We start from the raw sequence: 18,474 nt of genomic DNA on the forward strand, positions 1-18,474 counted from the left end.
CCTATTCGGCTGCCTGGCTCTTGCGCGGCGGAATGATCTTCAAGGCCGTGATCTGATTGCGGTGGCGGCGCAACACCTGAAACTTGAACCCGTAGAACGAGAATGTCTGCCCCACTTCGGGGATCGTCTGCGCTTCGTGGATCACGAGACCGGCGATGGTGATTGCTTCTTCTTCGGGCAGGTCCCAGTCCAGCGCGCGATTGAGGTCCCGCACCGCCAGAGTGCCGTCGACGTTGAAGCTGCCATCGGGTTGCGGGCGCAGGCCCTTCACTTCGACGTCGTGCTCGTCGGTGATGTCGCCGACGATTTCCTCGATGATGTCCTCGAGGGTCACAAGGCCCATCAGGCTGCCATACTCATCGACCACCAGCGCGAAGTGCGACTTGCGCTGGCGGAAGGCGTTGAGCTGTTCGACCAGCGGTGTCGTCTCCGGCACGAACCAGGCCTCGCTGGCCAGGTCCTTGATGTCGAGGCCCGAGGCGTCGCCGGTGCGGGCCGCAAGGGCGCGCAGAAGGTCCTTGGCATGCAGGACGCCAATGATGTTGTCCGGATCATCCTGCCAGAGGGGAATGCGGGTGTAGGGGCTGGCCAGTACCTGATCGACGATCTTCTGGGGGCCGTCATCCAGACACAGGGTCTGCATGTTCTTGCGGTGGATCATCACCTCGGCGACCTCAAGGTCGCGCAGGTCGAGAATGCCGCCCAGCATGAGGCGGTCATCGGTGTCCACGCCGCCTTCCTTGTGATGCAGATCGATGGCGCCACGCAGCTCTTCATGGGCCGACAACACTTCGGCGCTGTCATCCACATTGGCCCCCACAAGCCTCAGCGTGCGCCGTACGATGAACTGCACCGTCGCGGTGACCGGGGCGAAAGCATAGACCACGACCCGGATCACCGGGGCCACGAAGAGCGCCATGCGATCCGGATTGGTAATGGCGTAGGTCTTGGGGAGCACCTCGGCGAAGACGAGCACGAGTGCCGTCATCACGAGCGTGGCATAGACGACACCGGCCTCGCCGAACAGCTCGAGGAAAACGCTGGTGGCGATGGCGGACGCCAGGATGTTGACCAGGTTGTTGCCCAGCAGGATTGCGCCGATCAGGCGTTCGCGGGTTTCGATCAGGGTGTTGACGATGCCGGCGCGCTTGGAGCCGTCGCGCTCGAGCGTGTGCATGCGTGCGCGGCTGGTGGCGGTCAGCGCGGTTTCGGATCCGGAGAAGAAGCCGGAGAGGATCAGCAGGATAAAGATCGTGCCGATGGATATGAGCAGGGCGGTTTCGATCACGCAGCCTGCCTTTCAGAAAGCACATCGGCGATGGCCGCAATGTCGGCGTCCTTGCAGATGAAGGATTTGCCGATGCCGCGCGCCAGAATGAAGGTGATGCGGCCCTGGGACACCTTCTTGTCCTGACCCATAAGGCGAACGATCTCGTCCGTGTCCGGAATGGTCAGGCTGTTGCGCTGTTCAAGATCCGCAAGCCCTGCGGGCAGAGAGCAGGCGCGCAGATGTGCCTTGGCGCGGGTGGCGTCTTCCGCCGGGCACAGCCCCATCCGCACGGATACGTCGAAGGCAATACCCATTCCCGCCGCGACGGCTTCGCCGTGCAGGAGGTCGCCCGAGTATCCTGCGGCAGTCTCCAGCGCGTGGCCAAAGGTGTGCCCAAGATTGAGCAGCGCACGCTGGCCGCCCTCGCGTTCGTCGGCGGCCACGACGCGGGCCTTGGCGGCCACGCTGTGCATCACGGCTTCCGCGCGCAGGGCTTCATCACCGGCCAGCAGGGCGGGGCCGTTGGTTTCAAGCCAGGCGAAGAAGTCAGCGTCGTCAATCAGGCCGTATTTGGCGACTTCGGCATAGCCGGCCCGCAATTCCCGGTCGGACAGTGTTTTCAGCGCGCCCGTGTCCGCGAGCACCAGCCGCGGCTGGTGGAAGGCGCCGACAAGGTTCTTGCCCTGGGGCACGTCGATTGCGGTCTTGCCACCGACGGAACTGTCCACCTGCGCCAGAAGTGTTGTGGGTATCTGGATGAAGTCGACACCGCGGCGCAGGATTGCTGCGGCGAAGCCTGCAAGGTCGCCGATCACGCCGCCGCCCAGGGCGATGATCATGTCCGTCCGCTCGACACCGGCGTCCATCAGTGCACCGAGGAGCTGTTCCAGGTGATGGAAGCTCTTGGTTGCCTCGCCGGCGGGCAGCACGATCGGCACGGTGCGGATGCCCTCCGCTTCAAGGGCGCGCGTCAGTGTTTCCAGATGGAGCCCTGCCACCGTTTCATCGGTCACGATGGGTGCGAAAGGGCGTGTCAGGAGCGGGGCAATTGTCTCGCCGGCCCGCGCAAGCAGGCCGCTGCCGATAACGACATCATAGGAGCGGTCGCCGAGGCTTACGGGAACTGCGTGGTGCACAGGGGCAGAAGGGTTCTGGGTCATGGTCGCAGGGATATGGCCCCATTTCCGGGCATCGTCCAGTCCGCTGGTCGGGCAGGGCAGAGGAAACAGATGCGCATGGTTACTTATAAGGCTCCAGAAGGGTCACGAGGCGGTCAACCACTTCCTCGTGGGGGCCTTCGCCGGTCTCCAGGGCAATGTCCGCTTCCGCATAGACAGGATTTCGTTCGGCCATCAGCTTTTCCATGATGGCGCGCGGGTTGTCGGCTTTTAGAAGAGGCCGCGTCGGGCGCTTGCCGACGCGCTTCATCAGAACATCGAGACCCGCTTTCAGCCAGACGGAAATGCCTTCCTCGGCCACGCGGGCACGGGTTTCCGGGTCCATGAAGGCCCCGCCGCCCGTTGCGAGCACCTGCGGGCCGTTGGAGAGGAGCCGGGCGATGACTTTCCGCTCCCCATCGCGGAAGGCCGGCTCGCCATGACGCTCGAAGATTTCCAGGATGGTCAGGCCTGCGGCGGCTTCTACCTCGGCATCCGCATCCACGAAGGGAAGGTCCAGGCGCTGGGCCAGGCGCCGGCCCACGGTGGTCTTGCCTGCCCCCATCAGCCCCACCAGCACGATGGCCTTGCCCCCATAGGGCGCCGGAGCAGTGGGTGTGGCGGTGGCGGAGTGCGGCGAGTGGGACGACATGAAACCGGGTGATCTTCCAGAGGCTGACAAAACGAAGGCACCAATCTAGGGCCTGTGGGCGGCAAGTGCCAGATATGCCGCAATTCCGTCAAATGGGGCACGTTAAGTGGCGCCTTGCATTGGGAGGTGGCGGCTCATGGGGTATATGGTGGCGTTTCCTTCCGCCAGTGCGTGGGGCGCCTCCGCCCCGCCTCACCGATTCGATACGACCAACAAGGATGCCAACGTCCAATGACTGCTCTGCGTCTCCTGTTTGTGGTGCTTGTTCTTCTGGGGGCAGGATTTATTGCGCTCGTGGTGATGGGTGCAAACCTGACGCCGGAAGTCGAGACGGTGGAAGTGACCCTCTCCAATGACATTCTCGCTGAATAACAGGCAGCTTGCGCGGCTATCGGGCTCGGCCTGCCTTCTGGCGCTCCTGGTGGCAGCTCGGGTGCCTCTTGCGGCCGCGCAGGATGCGGCAACCCCTGCAGCCCCGCCGCGACTGACCGAACAGCTCCTCGATCCGAATGAAACGCCCCTGGCCCGATCTGCGGGGCCGAAATCACTGCTGCCGCCTGTGCGTGGACAGCAGCGATCGGTGACACCGCCGCCCTTCGAGGATGCCGACCAGCCTGAGGTCTTTTTTCCATCCGGCCAGGCCGCTCCCCTGCCGCCACTCGAACCGGCGCAGGATTTGGCAGCGCGGCCTGGTGAGGAAGGCACCGGCATTGAGGTTGCACGGCTTTCCACCGTGGCAGACGAAGGGCTGGGTCTGATCGGGCCTGTCGAAGGCGGCCTTTCGCCCATGCTGTGGAGCGGCAGCCGCCGGCTGACCATTGAAGACGGGCTGGCCTCGCTTGCCCCGCCGCCCCCGTCTCCTGCGCTTGGCTATCTCTATCGCCGCCTGCTCATTTCCCGCGGAGAAATGCCTCAGGGAGCAAGCGGCGGACGGTCAATACTTGGCCTGAAGCTTGAGGCCCTGCATGCGGCTGGGTTCGCGCGGGAAACAACCCGGCTTGCATCGCTCCTGCCCAATGGGGATTTGACCGTCGAGACTGCGGCCCCTGCCGCGCGCGCTGCACTTGCGCGCCGCGAGGTGGAGGACGCCTGCAGCTATCTCACCCACCTGCCTGCCGAAGGCGGGCCGGGTGATACCTATGCGCAGTTCGCCCTTGAGCTTGGCACGCTGTGCCAGGCGCGGGCCGGACTTGAAATGGCAGCCCTTCTGTCGGTTGATCTCGTGCGTGAATTCGCGCCCGGTGACACCGCTTTTGTTGCTCTGGCGACGCGTGCTGCCGGCGGCCCGTCGCTTGATGTGCCTAATGATGAAGTGTTCACGGGGCTTCATCTTGCCTTGTCGGAAGAAGCATCGGTTCCGCTGCCGGCGGATATCGCGGACCGCGCCGAACCGGCGCTACTGGCACCGCTGGCATCTGACGCGTCTCTGGACTGGGATTCACGCCTGCGCATTGCCGAAATGGCGGCGGCGCGCGCGCTGATCGGCCCGCTCGATCTTGCGGATATCTATCGGCAAGCGTCTGTAGCGGGCGCCACTGATAACAATCCTCGTGCCAGCGCTTTCGCCGTGGCGCTGGATGCACCGGACCAGGTGACGCGGCTTGGGGCCATCGCTGCGGCCTATGCGGAGACGCCGGTCGGTGACTGGCCGGCGACATTGCCGGCGTTCACCGGGTCGCTTCAGGCCATTGCCCCCAATATGGCGCATGCGGACAATGCAGTGTTCATGACCGAGGCGCTGGCGCTTCTGGGGGATGCAGCACGGGCTGATGGCTGGATCGGCATCGTTGCGGCATCGGCACCGGCGCAGACCGCGCGGCTCGAGACGCTGGTGCGCATCGCCGCGCGCGGCCAATCCGCCTTCGTTGCGCCCTGGAATCCCGACATCGCCCTCAAGTCCATCGACGTTCGCCTGCAGGGCGGTGACACGAATGCCAAGTGGCTGACCGCCTTCGAGATCCAGACCCTTGCTGCCCTCGGCTATCCGGTGCCGCAAGTCGTGTGGGCCCAGTTCGATGACCGTGAGATGCCCGGTATCCGGCTTGAAGACAGTGCCTTGCGGGCGTTGCGCGTGGCAGCGGAGGGCCGCCGGGCCGGTGAAGCCGCCCTGGCTGCGCTCAACAGCGTGTCCGTGCTTGAGCAGGGCGGTGACATCGGCATGGCCGGTCCCTGGGCGCTGACACCCGGCTCGCTCGCCGCCATCATGACGGCGCTGTCACGCTCGGGTCTTGAAGATGATGCGCGGCGCATCGCGGTTGAGGCTCTCATCGCCCGTGCCCATGGGGCGGGAGCACCTTGATGGCGGAGACCAGGCGCTGATGGCCGGAACAGGCAGCAGGCGTGGCAGGTTACGCGGCGCGGGCAGCCATCTGGCCGACGCCTTCCTCGAGATGCTGGTCGCTGAACGGGGAGCGGCCGCCAATACGCTGACCGCCTATGCCCACGATCTCAATGAGTTCTCAGAGTTCATTGCACCGACCGGATTGGATGAGGCGGACGCAGGCCAGATAAGGGCCTATCTCGCCTCCCTCGCGGCGCGGGACTTGTCGCCACGCACGCAGGCGCGGCGGCTTTCGGCACTCAAGCAGTTTCACCGTTTTCTTCTGGGGGAGGGGCATCGGGCGGATGACCCGACGCAGGCGGTGGACGCCCCCCGGCTTGGCCGTCCTTTGCCACGTGACCTGAGCATGGAAGACGTGTCGCGTCTGCTGGAGACGGCGCGACAGGCAACGGCGATTGAGGATGGTCCGCGGCGCGGCAAGGCCCTGCGCCTGCTGGCGCTCGTGGAGGTACTCTATGCGTCAGGCATGCGTGTCAGCGAATTGGTTAGCTTGCCTCTCTCCGTAGCGCGGGCGAATGACAGGGTTTTGCTGGTACGCGGCAAGGGCAGCAAGGAACGGCTTGTGCCGCTTACCCCTGCGGCTTTCGATGCAATCCAAGACTGGCTGCCGGCGCGGGCATTGGCTCTATCCGCCCGCCGCCAGGAGAGCCGCTGGCTGTTTCCGGGGACAGACCCTGAGCACCACATGACCCGTCAGCGGCTTGGCCAGATGCTGAAGGACCTCGCCGTTGAAGCGGGCGTGGATGTGACCATCGTCAAGCCGCATGCCTTGCGGCATGCCTTCGCAACTCATCTTCTGGCGAATGGCGCGGATTTGAGGTCGGTCCAGCAGATGCTGGGACATTCGGACATCTCAACCACGCAGATTTATACCCATGTGCTCAATGAGCGGATGGCGCAGCTGGTCGAGCAGCACCATCCGCTGGCCGCAGGGGGAGTACCCAGGTCCCGGAGACGCAGGGACAGCTAGGGCTTTTGCAAGGCCGGTTGACGGGATTTGCCCTCTGCCGCATGACTTTCGCCACCTGATGCAACACACCGCCCCGGAGCAGTCATCCCATGAGCTTCACGCCCGTCCGCACGCCGGTCTCACGTCTCAACCGCTCGCAGCTCTTTGTCCCGTGCTCCAGCCCGCATTTCTTTGCAAAGGCGGCACAGGGTCCGGCGGATGTGATTTCGCTCGATCTTGAGGACGCGGTCGCACCGGACGACAAGCCAGCCGCCCGCGCCAATGCGGTCAAGGCGCTCAACGAAGCGGATTTCGGGGACAAGACCCTGTCCCTGCGGATCAACGGGCTCGATACGCATTACTGCTACCGGGATGTCATTGACATCATGGAACAGAGTGGCGAACGGCTCGATCTGATCATGATCCCCAAGGTGGGCACGGCAGCGGATGTCTATGCCATCGACATGCTGGTCACTCAGATTGAAGCGGCCACCGGCCGCAAGAAGAAGCTGGGCCTCGAGGTGATCATCGAAACGGCCATGGGCCTCAAGAATGTCGATGAGATTGCGGCAGCTAGTCCGAGACTGGAGGCGCTGCATTTCGGTGCCGCGGATTTCGCTGCATCGATGGGCATGCAGACAACCAATATCGGGGGCCCCAACCCGGATTACGGCATTCTCCTGGACGCGGATGAACAGGGTCGGCGTGACTTTCACTGGCAGGATCTCTGGCACTACCCGATGGTGCGGATGATCGCAGCTGCACGCGCCAATGGTCTGCGGCCAGTCGATGGCCCGTTTGGTGATTATTCGGACCCGGACGGTTATCGCGCCCAGGCCCGACGGTCTGCCATCCTGGGCTGTGAAGGCAAATGGGCCATTCATCCAAGCCAGGTGGCGCTTGCCAACGATCTCTACACGCCGCCTGCCGACGAAGTGAAGCGCGCCAAGCGTATCCTGAAGGAAATGAAGGCCAGCCAGAAGGCCGGTGCCGGCGCGGTCTCGCTCGACGGCAAGCTCATTGATGCGGCATCGATCAAGCAGGCAGATGTTGTGGTCAACAAGGCGAAGGAAATCGCCAAGCGCGAGAAGGCTCTGGCAGCACGCTGAGCGTTACGCGGTGCCGAGCGGCTGGTCCATCAGGCGCGCCAGCTTGTCTGGGTTGCGCATGATATAGAGCGCGGCGATCCTGCCGTCCTCCACGTCGATCGAGTAGCTGACTTCGATTTTCTCCGGTGTCCGGATCAGGAATCCAGGCCGGCCGTTGATCCGTAGCGGGACCGTCTCGCCTTCAAACGCGTCTGCCGTCTTTGCGATGTGTGCCGTCAGCTTGGCAATTTCTTCCGCGCCTTCCATCACCCTCAGGGCTGCTGTGGCCTTGCCGCCGCCGTCCGAGGTGAGGGTTGCGGTTGGTGTGAGCAGGCGGGTGAGAGCCGACACGTCGCCTGCACGCGCTGCGTCAGCAAAGGCGGTCAGCAACGTCTCATGCTCTTCGTCGGTCGCTTCGAAGCGTGGGCGGTTGTCACGCAGTCTTGCCTTGGCGCGCGACACCATCTGGCGGCACGCATCTTCGGTCTTGCCAAGTGCGGCGGCCAATTCGGGATAGGGCATCTCGAAGGCCTCACGCAGGAGGAAGGCGGCGCGTTCTTCCGGCTTGAGTGTTTCGAGGACGGTCATCAATGCCCAGGAGACGTCCTGGGCGATCTCTATGGAATGGCCGGGGTCTTCAGATGTGGGCACGGGCATGTCCGTTACAACAGGTTCGGGCAGCCAGGGGCCCACATAGGTTTCACGGCGCGTCTTGATCTTGCGCAGATGGTCGATGGACAGCCGCGCCACCGTGCGCGAGAGCCACGCACGGGGGTTTTGAATGTCACCCGTCTCAGAGCGTGCCCAGCGCAGCCAGGCATCCTGCACGATGTCCTCGGCCTCGGCCCTGCCGCCGGTCATCCGGTAGGCAAGGCGGAGGAGGTCCGGACGGGCTGCCTCGAATGCGTCCGTGTCCGTTGTCGTGTTCATTGTCCCCGCCTTCTTTCTTTTCTACGCGGCCTTTATCTCCGGCCGGGCAGCAGCCACATCCGCGTCGCCGACCTTCACCTTCAGGCAGGTCTCGCCAAAACCCAAGGTGCGCTTGAGCACCGGAAAGACCTGTCCGGCGGCGATGGCCGACGAGAGATCAATGAGGCCCTTGTCGCCGTAGATTCCCAGAATCTCTTCACGCATCTCAGTTGCGTGGAAATCACCGTTCACCACTGCCTTGGTGAAGCGGTAGACCAGAGCGAGTTCCGGGGGAAGGGCGTCCACATCGCCCGCCACCGTGGCACGAAGAATGTGTTCGGGCACTTTTTGCTCGAGCGCCATGTTCACCGAAATCTGCGTACAGGGACCGCAATCGGCCTTCATGGTCGAGACAATGCCGGCAACGGCCGCGGCGTCCACCGGCACGCTGTCCCGCCCTCGTGCAAACCACATGAACCCGTAAGAGAATCGCCTGAAGGCGGGCCGGGAGACGTGCCACATGTGGCGCATGTAGTCGAAAGAGTAATCGTAGCGCTTTTCCATGCGGCGGAAGATGCGCTCAAGGAAAAAGGAAATCGGTGCTGTCTGCTTGCTCATGGCGTGGCTCCTGCTCCCGTGTGCCCCTGCGTCCAGGCGACGTGTTTGGGGCCGTTCGGCGAAAATACCCTGCAGACTGGACGTGGCAGCGGGTGCCGGCGTGACACATTTAAGCCCAGAAATCCTGTTCTTGACGGGGGCAACGGGGCCCTGAGGGGCTGAAAAAGGGGAAAACGCGCCCAGATTTGTTGACAAGGCAAGGCTGCCCAAGCCAGTTTGCCGCGTCTTCATCAAAGGGTCGCAAACAATCGTCCATGCATAGCTATCTTGAGTTTGAGAAGCCGGTCGCGGAGCTGGAAGGCAAGGTTCAGGAACTTCGCCGGATGGCCGCTGAAGACCCGACCATGCAGATCGGCGACGAGGTCGCGCGCCTGGAAGCCAAGGCGTCGCAGCTGCTGACTGACACTTATTCCAAGCTCACGCCGTGGCAGAAGACCCTGGTGGCGCGCCATCCCAACCGGCCGCATTTCACCGATTATGTGAGCCGTCTCGTCAGTGATTTCACGCCGCTGGCGGGTGACCGGGTGTTCGGTGAGGATCACGCGGTGGAGGGTGGTCTTGGCCGCCTCAATGGCCGGCGTGTGGTGGTGATCGGCCAGGAAAAAGGCTCGGACACCCAGTCCCGCGTGAAGCACAATTTCGGCATGGCCAATCCCGAAGGCTATCGCAAGGCGGTGCGGCTGATGTCGCTGGCCGAGCGGTTCCAGATGCCTGTCATCACACTTGCTGATACGTCGGGGGCCTATCCGGGCAAGGACGCCGAGGCCCGTGGTCAGGCGGAAGCCATCGCGCGGTCCATCGACCGGTCGCTGTCACTGAAGGTTCCGCTGATCTCCGTCATCATCGGTGAGGGGATGTCCGGCGGGGCGGTGGCGATTGCCGCGGCCAACCGCGTGCTGATGCTTGAACACTCGATCTACGCTGTGATTTCACCGGAAGGCTGCTCGTCCATTCTGTGGCGGTCGTCCGACAAGGCGCAGGACGCTGCCGCCGCCATGCGCATTACGGCGCAGGACCTGCTGTCTCTGGGCGTGATCGACCGTATCCTTCCCGAGCCGGTGGGTGGTGCTCATCGCGAAACCGCGCAGATGATCGGTGAGACCGGCAAGGCCATTGAAGAAGAGCTCAAGGCGCTCGACGGCCTTTCCGGCGAGGAACTGGTGGCGCAGCGCCGGGCCAAGTTCCTCAAGATGGGCCGTGAAGGGCTGGCCTAGGCAGCTTTAGCCCAGCATCTCTCGGAACGCGTCCTGCACGTCGCGGGTGAAGAGGTCCGGTTCCTCCAGCGCGGCAAAGTGGCCGCCTTTGTCCATGTAGCGCCAGCGGCGGATGTCGTAGCAGCGGCTGCCCCAGCTCTCCGGCGTTTTGGGTAACACATCCATCGGATATTCCGAGTACGCGGTCGGAACGGTCACGCGCTGGCCGGGTTTCAGCTTGTCCGATCGTTCCATCGGCCCGGCTTTGTAGAGGGTGTTGGCGGAATTGATGGTGCCGGTGAACCAGTAGATCGAGAACTGGGTAAGGATGGTGTCGAAGGGGAAGCGCGCGTCCATGCCCTGGAAAGGGTGGGACTTCTCCGTGTCGCCCAGACGGTAATATTTGTCAGCCAGCCAGCCTGCCAGGCCTGCGGGGCTATCGGTTACCGCGAAGGCGAGGGCCATGGGCTTCGTGCCCTGTATGACGCGGTACCCCTCTTCCTGCGCCCACCATCCGCGCATGTTCGAGATCCACTCAGCCTCCTCGGCGGTTACAGGCGCGGCGCCGTCTGATACCGAGGGCCGCAACGGGAGCATGGTGAGGTGGATCGCATCAATCTGATCGCCATGCTGCAAGGCAAGACGCGACGTCACGTAGGACCCCCAGTCACCGGCCTGGGCGCAGTACCGATCATAGCCAAGCACCCTGGTCATCAGGCAGTGCCAGAGTTCCGCGATGGCGGCGGGGCCGAGTGGCTGGCGGGGCTTCGATGAGAATCCAAAGCCCAGCAGCGAGGGCACGATAACGTCAAAAGCGTCTTCCTCCCTGCCCCCGAAGCGTTCCGGGTGGGCGAGGGGTTCGATCACATGTTCGAATTCCGCGAAAGTGGATGGCCAACCATGGGTGAGAATGAGCGGGCGCGGGTTCTTGCCCGAGCCGCGCTCATAGATGAAGTGGATCTGGTGGTCCTCGTCGGGCAGGCCCAGATCATCTCCCGAGATGGTGGCGCGGTAGTGGTCGAAACGGTTGAGGCGGGTCTCGGCTGCACGCCAGTCGTAGTCATCTCGCCAATATTCGACCAGCCGCTCCATGTAGGAGAGGTTGGTGCCGTAGTCCCATCCCTCATTGCCATCCGGTTCGTTGGGAAACCGCGTCATCGCCAGACGGTGCTTCAGGTCCTCAATCTCAGCGTCAGAGACGGAGATGGTGAAGGGGTCTGCGGCGATGGTGCGGTTCATGGCCGGTCTCCTAGCTCTGCGGGGCTTTCGACAGGAAGTCAGACACGTCAGCCACGAAGGCTGCAGGATTCTCGAGGGCAGCGAAGTGGCCGCCGCGGTCATGCTCCGTCCACTGAATGATATTGGTGAAGGCTTCTTCCATCATGCTGCGCGGGGGGAAGGGGTAGACAGTCTCACCGGCGAACTTGGCGATACCGGTGGGAATGGAAACGGCCTCACCAGGTGCGAGGTTGACCCCGCCTTCCTCGAACATGCCGCGATAGATCCATGTGGAGGTGTTGAAGCTGTCCGTTGCCACATAGAGCATGAGGTTGGTCAGCAGCTGGTCCTTCGTGAAAGCACTTTCGATGTCGTCTTTCCGGACGTCTCCCCAGGTGTGAAATTTCTCGACAATCCATGCAGCCTGGCCGACCGGGGAATCCGCCATGGCGAAGGCCAGAGAGAGGGGCTTTGTTCCCTGGATCTGCAGGTAAGCGGTCTCCAGCATCTGCATGCCCGCCATATGCTGCATCCAGGCCTGGTCCTCATCGGTCTTCGGCGTCATGTCGCCGCGAATGCCGAACATGTTGAAGTGGACAGCAAGGCAGCCGCCCTGCTTGTCTTTGCAATGATCATGGGCGATCCAGCCGGATATGATGGAGCCCCAGTCACCGCCCTGGGCGATGTATTTGTCATAGCCCAGCACATCGCGCATGAAGGCGTTCCAGAGGGCAGCCACGGCGCGCGGGCCCATGGGCTTGGCGGGGCGGCCTGAAAAGGCGTAGCCGGGAATCGACGGTGCCACCACGTCACGGCCTGCGTCCGGGTCGCCGCCGTAATTGCCGGGATTGGCCAGCTTGTCGAGCACCTCGAAGAACTCGAAAAACGAGCCGGGCCAGCCATGGGTAATGAGCAGCGGGGGATTGCCCGGGTTGGATCCCTTGATATGCACATAGTGGATGTCGATGCCGTCCACCGGCGCGATGAATTGTGGGAGTGTGTTGAGCTTTGCCTCCCACGAGCGCCAGTCGTAGCCGTCCAGCCAATAGGCGCAGAGTTCCTTCAGATAGGCCTGGTTGCACCCATAGGCCCAACCGTCATTCTCGGGGACATGGATCCACTCGAAGCCGCGGACCTTGTCGGCAATGGTGTCGAGCTTTTGCTGCGGGATAGAGATGGTGAAGGGCGTGGGCGTCGTCATCGTGTCCGGATTCCTTGGATGAGGCAGGCGCGGACGCATGGTACGACCGTGGCGCGGTGCCGGTTTGAGGCGTTGGGCGGCATTATGGCAGCGCCGCGGGCCTCATCAAGCACGGGGAATGCGGAGTATCCGGCGGTTTCGGGGCTAAGCGTACGCGACAGCCTTGGCGACGTCGGGGATGCTTGCCGGGGCGGGAATGGTATAGGGCGTTGCAACCGGCTCGAGCGTTTTGATGTGGTGCAGGGTGCGGGTCAGCATTTGGCGCTCGGCCATGCCGTTGCGGAGGCTTTCCTGTGTTCCCGTGCCCGTCCATTCACAGCAACCAACAGCATAGAGCAGGTCACCGGTCGGATGGTTGATGAAAGGCATGTGCAGAAATTCGAACTGGACCATTGAGCCTGCATCGGTGGTTACCGTGCAGTGGGATTGTATCACCACCGGGTTGGTGAATTTCCACTGCTGCATGTCAGCGAGGGCATCCTGCTCTTGTGAGGCAAAGATGCTGGTGACTTCTTTTCCGGGCAGGTCGCACCCAAGCACCTTTTCCACTTCACCACCGGCCCAGACGAAGCGGATCTTTTTGTCCGGCGCCAGGAATTGCAGGCAAACATGCTTGCCGATCCACCAGTTCTCCACGATCAGGGACGAGGGCAGTGTCGGGATAACCGCTCCCTGCCGGGCCCGGCACCAGATTGTGAAGAGGTGCTGGTTGTCCTTCGATAGCTTCATGGTGGGATCAACTCACTCGCATATCGTGAACCGGTCGGATTTGTGCAGTCTATGGGTGTATCTGTTAATGACCTCTCAACCGGAGCGGGAGGCGCGCTCCGGTTATCCGGCCGGCCTATAGTTCTATGACCTCGCGATCGACATCATCGGCAGCGGGGTGAGGGCTGACGGGGGAGAGCGGTGCGAGGTCGTATTCCGGCAGATCCTGCGCTGGCCGCGCAGCGGGGCGTGGGTGGGTAAAAAGGCTATCGACCGGCTCCAGGCTGCGAATGTCGAAAACGGTGCGCATCAGCAATTCGCGATGGTGCAGGCCGCCTCCCAGATTGCTGGTGGTATCAGTGTGGCGGTGTTCGAAGGCACCGATCACGTAGACAACCCGTTCCGTCGCGCTGTTTATCACCGGGAGTTGCAGCATTTCCGCGATGACGTCGTCGCCGTTGGATTTGCGGGCTTTACTGAGAGAGTGAATGCCCATCGGCCGGAGGAATTTTGCACGTTGCATGTCCTGCAGTTCTTCGTGCTCGCGGCCGGCAAACACCTTGGAAACGACGATCCCGGTCAAGTCGACGCCGATCAGGCGCTCGATATTGCCACCGCAATAGGCCACGTGCACCGAGGTGTCCTCGGCTTTCACCTGCAGAAGCAGGTTTTCACCGACCGACTGGGTCTTGATGAAATCCTGCGGATTGCAGCGGGGTACGGCCTTGCCGCCGCTCCGCTTGCGTCGCCACACCTCGAGAAGGCGCTGGTTGCCGACGGTGAACTGCACAGTAACTCCCTCCCTTGCCAGGGAATTCCGAACTCTATGAGTGTGGGAGGTAGAGGTTAAGTGGCTATGAATAGCCCGATCCTGACGGTAGTGTTGCCGTGAAGAAAGAACCAATACCCGCAACAAAACTGCGGAAAATCAGCTGAGGGTCCCGCCAGAGGGCCCTACGGGGAGAAACGCAATTGACCGAAATCACTGCGCGCGGCGGCGTGTCGGCCGCAGAGGATATTACCCCAGCCTATCGGCGATACGCGCTCGGCGTGCTGCTGCTGGCCTATATTTCCAGCTATGTGGACCGCCAGATCATGGGCGTGCTGCTGGAGCCAATCCGTACAGAGTTTGCCCTGACCGACACCCAGATGGGCTTTCTTGGCGGTATCGCCTTCGGCATTTTCTACGCCACGCTGGGTATTCCAATCGCCTTTCTGGCGGACCGGTGGAACAGGCGCAATATCATCTCGATTGCCGTGGCGGTATGGAGCGTGATGACAGTCGCCTGTGCGTTTGTCACAGGCTTCTGGACACTGGCCCTGGCGCGCGTCGGCGTCGGTATTGGTGAGGCCGGTTCAAGCCCGCCGTCCCATTCCATGATCGCGGACCTCTACGAAGAGAAGAAGCGGTCCGGTGCGCTCGCCGTCTATGCCCTTGGTGTCTATATCGGCATCATGCTCGGCTTCCTGGTGGGTGCCTATGTGGCCCAGGATTACGGCTGGCGCTGGGCGTTCGTCGTGGTGGGGGCACCGGGCATCCTCATTGCCCTGATCGTGCGCTTTACCATGAAGGAACCGCCGCGCGGCCATGCTGACGGACATGTGCATGAAGACCCCGGACCCATTGAATGGGGGGCGGCCGTCAAACAAGTGAAAGCCGGCTTTGCCCATCTGTGGCGCGACCGGGTTTCCCGTCACGTTGTGCTGGGCGTCACGCTCGTGTCTTTCGTCGGATATGGCGGGGCCTATTGGGGCGCGGCTTTCTTCATCCGCAGCCACGGCCTGTCGCTGATCGAAGTGGGCCAGTACCTGGCCGCCGTTATCGGCGGTGCCGGCATTCTTGGTGCGCTCATTGGCGGGCGCCTTGCTGATTACCTCGGCGAGAAGGACAAGCGGTGGCGCCTCTGGATCGTTGCCTGGGCCAAGTTCCTGGCAGCGCCGATCATCATCTATTTCTTCCTGGAGATGGACACCGCCGTCGCGCTTTGGATCTACGTCCCGACGGTTCTGCTGGGCGCGTTCTATCTGGGCCCGTCTTTCGCGATGATCCAGACGCGGGCTCCGGTTGCGATGCGGGCTCTCTGCTCTGCGATCATGCTGTTCATCCTGAACATTATCGGCCTCGGCTTCGGCCCGCAGGCAGTGGGGCTGCTGAGTGACTGGCTGCGGCCCGAGTTCGGAGCGGAAAGCCTGCGCTACGCACTGCTCATCCTGTCCTTCATCAGCATCTGGGGCGGCTACCACTATTACCTGGCAGGCAAGCATCTGAAGGACGCCTGAAGGTCCGGCGCACCAAACAGGAAAGGGCGACCGCGGGAAGCTGGTCGCCCTTTTTCTTTCTGCCATACCGAGATTTCATCCGACGGAGGTATGGCGCTACACCTGCGCCGTGGCGCTAGGCCACGCGCCCGTGGCAGTGCTTGTATTTCTTGCCGGAGCCGCAGGGGCAGGGCGCGTTCCGGGCGACCTTGCCCCAAGTGGACGGGTCATTCGGGTTCATCGCCACGCCCGGATTGTTGCGCACGGTCGCTGCGGGACGTTCAGCAACCATGGTGTCGCCGCCGCGGATTTCTTCGATGTCCGCATCCACCATTTCGTCCCGGCCTGTGGTCGGGTCGATGTGGTGGGCTTCCATCTCGGGCAATGACTGGCCTTCAACCGGCGGCGGCACGTCGTCGGCCTGACGGATCTCGACGTGCATCAGCTTGCCGGTCACGTCCTGGCGGAGGCGGTGCAGCAGGCTCTCGAACAGTTCGAAGGCTTCGGTTTTGTACTCGTTCAGCGGGTCGCGCTGGCCATAGCCGCGCAGGCCGATGGTGTGGCGGAGGTGATCCAGCATCTGCAGGTGCTCGCGCCAGTGACCGTCCAGGGTCTGGAGCAGGATGCTCTTTTCGACCTGGCGCATGATGTCCGGGCCGACCTGGGCTGCGGTCAGTGCGTATGCCTGGTCGGCAGCGCGGCGCAGACGGTCATGGATCTCTTCGTTGGCGATCCCCTCTTCCTGCGCCCACTCCTCGACCGGAACATTCATGTTCAGATATTTGAGGGATTCCTCGCGCAGGCCCTGTGCATCCCACTGTTCGGCATATGCCTTCTCGGGAATGTGGGCGCGGACCATGTCCTCGATGATTTCGTGGCGCATGTCGGAGATGGTCTCCGACAGGTCGTCCTCCTCCATCAGCTCAATGCGCTGTTCAAAAATGACCTTCCGCTGGTCATTCATCACGTCATCATATTTCAGCAGGTTCTTGCGGATGTCGAAGTTGCGCGCTTCCACCTTGCCCTGGGCGCGTTCCAGCGCCTTGTTGATCCAGGGGTGGGCGATGGCCTCGCCCTCTTCAAGGCCAAGCTTCTGCAGAACGCCGTCCATACGGTCGGTGCCGAAGATGCGCATCAGGTCGTCTTCGAGCGACAGGAAGAATTTCGAGTGGCCCGGATCACCCTGACGGCCTGAACGACCGCGAAGCTGGTTGTCGATGCGGCGGCTTTCATGGCGCTCGGTGGCGCAGACATAGAGCCCGCCGGCCTCGAGAGCCTGCTTCTTGTAAGCCTCGACCTCAGCGCGAATGGCGTCCTCGCGCTTGGTCCTGTCCGGGCCTTCCACCATGTCGCCGAGTTCCTGAGCGATCCGCATGTCGGCATTGCCGCCCAGCTGAATGTCGGTCCCGCGGCCGGCCATGTTGGTGGCGATGGTGACCGCGCCCGGCACACCGGCCTGGGCAACGATCTGTGCTTCCTGTTCGTGGAAGCGGGCGTTGAGGACGTTGTGCTTGATCTTCTTGCTGGTCAGCAGTTGGGACAGCAGCTCGGATTTCTCGATCGAGGTTGTGCCTACAAGGATCGGCTGGCCGCGGTCCTGGCAGTCACGGACAAGGTCCACGATTGCGTCGTATTTTTCCTTCGCCGTCCGGTAGACCTCGTCGTCCTCGTCAATACGCGCGACAGGCACATTGGTCGGGATCTCGAGCACTTCCAGTTTGTAGATGTCCATGAACTCGTCGGCTTCGGTCGAGGCCGTACCGGTCATGCCGCCGAGCTTGTTGTACAGGCGGAAGTAGTTCTGGAAGGTGACGGAGGCGAGCGTCACATTCTCCGGCTGGATGGTGACCCGCTCCTTGGCTTCCAGGGCCTGGTGCATGCCATCTGAGAAGCGGCGGCCTTCCATCATGCGACCGGTGAACTCATCGATGATGACGACCTTGTCGTTCTTGACGATGTAATCCTTGTCGCGCTGGAAAAGCTTGTGCGCCTTGAGCGCCTGGGTGATGTGGTGCACGACCGAGACGTTCTCGATGTCATAGAGATTGTCGCCGCGCAGGAGGTCAGCCTCGCGCAGCACCTCCTCGAGATGCTCGTTGCCTTCCTCGGTGAGGGTGGCGGTGCGTGCCTTTTCATCCAGCTCGTAATGCTCTTCGGAGAGCTTGGGGATGAAGTCGTCGATTGTGAGATAGAGGTCTGAATTGTCTTCGGTGGGACCGGAGATGATCAGCGGCGTCCGGGCCTCGTCGATCAGGATCGAGTCCACTTCGTCGACAATCGCGAAATTGTGGCCGCGCTGGGTCATCTGATTCAGCGCGTATTTCATATTGTCGCGCAGGTAGTCGAAGCCCAGCTCGTTGTTGGTGCCGTAGGTGATATCGGCAGCGTATTGGGTGCGGCGCTCGGCATCGTCCAGGCCGTGCAGGATCACGCCAACCTTGAGGCCGAGAAATTCGTGCACCCGGCCCATCCAGCCGGCGTCACGTTCGGCGAGATAATCATTGACGGTCACCACATGCACGCCCTTGCCGGACAGCGCATTGAGATAAGCGGGCAGGGTGGATACGAGGGTCTTGCCTTCGCCGGTCTTCATCTCGGCGATGCGGCCGTCATGGAGGACCATGCCGCCGATGAGCTGCACGTCGAAATGCCGCTGACCGAGAGTGCGCTTGGCGGCTTCGCGCACGGTGGCGAAGGCGGGGACCAGCAGGTCATCCAGGCTGGCACCGTTCTCCAGCTCCTGGCGGAATTCGTCAGTGCGGGCGCGCAGGGCCTCGTCGCTGAGGGCCGCGACTTCCGGCTCGAGGGCGTTGATTTCCTCCACGCGCTGGCGGTACTTGCGCAGTTGCCGGTCATTTGCGGAGCCGAACAGACGTTTGGCGAAACTTCCAAGCGAAACCATGAATGGGAT

The 18,474-nt window shown here is 62.6% G+C and carries 16 protein-coding genes; 6 read left to right on the top strand and 10 right to left on the bottom strand.

Annotated features, from left to right (window positions below; all coding sequences use genetic code 11):
• Nucleotide 1 precedes the first annotated feature (1 nt).
• The 3 genes from HG718_RS00940 to HG718_RS00950 form a co-directional block, all read right to left on the bottom strand.
• Nucleotides 2-1,288 (bottom strand): HlyC/CorC family transporter, encoded by a 1,287-nt coding sequence (locus HG718_RS00940; RefSeq protein ID WP_027839387.1) that lies wholly within the window; start codon nucleotides 1,286-1,288, stop codon nucleotides 2-4.
• Nucleotides 1,285-2,430 carry a 3-dehydroquinate synthase gene (aroB, locus tag HG718_RS00945; protein WP_160586657.1) on the bottom strand — a complete coding sequence of 382 codons (1,146 nt, stop codon included), beginning with the start codon at nucleotides 2,428-2,430 and terminating at the stop codon, nucleotides 1,285-1,287. The genes HG718_RS00940 and aroB overlap by 4 nt, the downstream gene beginning before the upstream one ends.
• 79 nt (nucleotides 2,431-2,509) lie before the next feature.
• Nucleotides 2,510-3,079, bottom strand: a complete 570-nt coding sequence (locus HG718_RS00950; protein WP_160586658.1) for a shikimate kinase — start codon at nucleotides 3,077-3,079, stop codon at nucleotides 2,510-2,512.
• A gap of 231 nt (nucleotides 3,080-3,310) precedes the next feature.
• Here HG718_RS00950 and HG718_RS00955 point away from each other — a divergent pair, with 231 nt between their 5' ends.
• The 4 genes from HG718_RS00955 to HG718_RS00970 all read left to right on the top strand — a co-directional run bounded on the left by HG718_RS00955 (nucleotide 3,311) and on the right by HG718_RS00970 (nucleotide 7,478).
• A complete protein-coding gene (locus tag HG718_RS00955) occupies nucleotides 3,311-3,451 on the top strand; it encodes a hypothetical protein (RefSeq protein WP_160586659.1) in 141 nt (46 codons plus the stop codon).
• A complete protein-coding gene (locus HG718_RS00960; RefSeq protein WP_160586660.1) occupies nucleotides 3,432-5,378 on the top strand; it encodes a hypothetical protein in 1,947 nt (648 codons plus the stop codon). The genes HG718_RS00955 and HG718_RS00960 overlap by 20 nt, the downstream gene beginning before the upstream one ends.
• Nucleotides 5,379-5,397: 19 nt before the next feature.
• Complete coding sequence (gene xerD, locus HG718_RS00965) at nucleotides 5,398-6,390, top strand: site-specific tyrosine recombinase XerD (protein WP_160586661.1); 993 nt, start codon at nucleotides 5,398-5,400, stop codon at nucleotides 6,388-6,390.
• 89 nt (nucleotides 6,391-6,479) lie between these two features.
• Entirely contained in the window at nucleotides 6,480-7,478 is a 999-nt protein-coding gene (locus HG718_RS00970; protein ID WP_160586662.1) for an HpcH/HpaI aldolase/citrate lyase family protein, read from the top strand.
• Nucleotides 7,479-7,481: 3 nt separating this feature from the next.
• Here the strand turns inward: HG718_RS00970 and sigJ are convergent, their stop codons facing one another.
• Both sigJ and HG718_RS00980 read right to left on the bottom strand, forming a co-directional pair.
• Entirely contained in the window at nucleotides 7,482-8,387 is a 906-nt protein-coding gene (gene sigJ, locus HG718_RS00975) for an RNA polymerase sigma factor SigJ (protein ID WP_027841778.1), read from the bottom strand.
• Between the two features lie 21 nt (nucleotides 8,388-8,408).
• The gene (locus HG718_RS00980; protein WP_160586663.1) at nucleotides 8,409-8,984 is read right to left on the bottom strand and encodes a hypothetical protein; all 576 of its coding nucleotides are present in this window, start codon (nucleotides 8,982-8,984) and stop codon (nucleotides 8,409-8,411) included.
• 254 nt (nucleotides 8,985-9,238) lie between these two features.
• Here HG718_RS00980 and HG718_RS00985 point away from each other — a divergent pair, with 254 nt between their 5' ends.
• Nucleotides 9,239-10,198: an acetyl-CoA carboxylase carboxyltransferase subunit alpha gene (locus HG718_RS00985; protein ID WP_160586664.1), complete on the top strand. Its 960-nt coding sequence runs from the start codon at nucleotides 9,239-9,241 to the stop codon at nucleotides 10,196-10,198.
• Nucleotides 10,199-10,204: 6 nt separating this feature from the next.
• Here the strand turns inward: HG718_RS00985 and HG718_RS00990 are convergent, their stop codons facing one another.
• The 4 genes from HG718_RS00990 to HG718_RS01005 all read right to left on the bottom strand — a co-directional run bounded on the left by HG718_RS00990 (nucleotide 10,205) and on the right by HG718_RS01005 (nucleotide 14,094).
• Nucleotides 10,205-11,416, bottom strand: coding sequence for an epoxide hydrolase family protein (locus HG718_RS00990; protein WP_160586665.1), 1,212 nt, complete (start codon nucleotides 11,414-11,416; stop codon nucleotides 10,205-10,207).
• Between the two features lie 10 nt (nucleotides 11,417-11,426).
• Nucleotides 11,427-12,596, bottom strand: coding sequence for an epoxide hydrolase family protein (locus HG718_RS00995; RefSeq protein ID WP_244617578.1), 1,170 nt, complete (start codon nucleotides 12,594-12,596; stop codon nucleotides 11,427-11,429).
• A gap of 144 nt (nucleotides 12,597-12,740) precedes the next feature.
• Nucleotides 12,741-13,325 (bottom strand): PAS domain-containing protein, encoded by a 585-nt coding sequence (locus tag HG718_RS01000; protein WP_160586667.1) that lies wholly within the window; start codon nucleotides 13,323-13,325, stop codon nucleotides 12,741-12,743.
• Nucleotides 13,326-13,440: 115 nt separating this feature from the next.
• The gene (locus HG718_RS01005; RefSeq protein ID WP_160586668.1) at nucleotides 13,441-14,094 is read right to left on the bottom strand and encodes a PAS domain-containing protein; all 654 of its coding nucleotides are present in this window, start codon (nucleotides 14,092-14,094) and stop codon (nucleotides 13,441-13,443) included.
• Nucleotides 14,095-14,276: 182 nt separating this feature from the next.
• On the opposite strand from HG718_RS01005, the gene HG718_RS01010 reads away from it, so the two are divergent.
• Nucleotides 14,277-15,584 (top strand): spinster family MFS transporter, encoded by a 1,308-nt coding sequence (locus HG718_RS01010; protein ID WP_160586669.1) that lies wholly within the window; start codon nucleotides 14,277-14,279, stop codon nucleotides 15,582-15,584.
• A 115-nt stretch (nucleotides 15,585-15,699) separates the two neighbouring features.
• Here the strand turns inward: HG718_RS01010 and secA are convergent, their stop codons facing one another.
• Nucleotides 15,700-18,465: a preprotein translocase subunit SecA gene (gene secA, locus HG718_RS01015; RefSeq protein ID WP_160586670.1), complete on the bottom strand. Its 2,766-nt coding sequence runs from the start codon at nucleotides 18,463-18,465 to the stop codon at nucleotides 15,700-15,702.
• Nucleotides 18,466-18,474: the final 9 nt, after the last annotated feature.

Origin of the sequence: Pyruvatibacter mobilis, assembly GCF_012848855.1 — a bacterium.
GTDB lineage: Bacteria > Pseudomonadota > Alphaproteobacteria > CGMCC-115125 > CGMCC-115125 > Pyruvatibacter > Pyruvatibacter mobilis.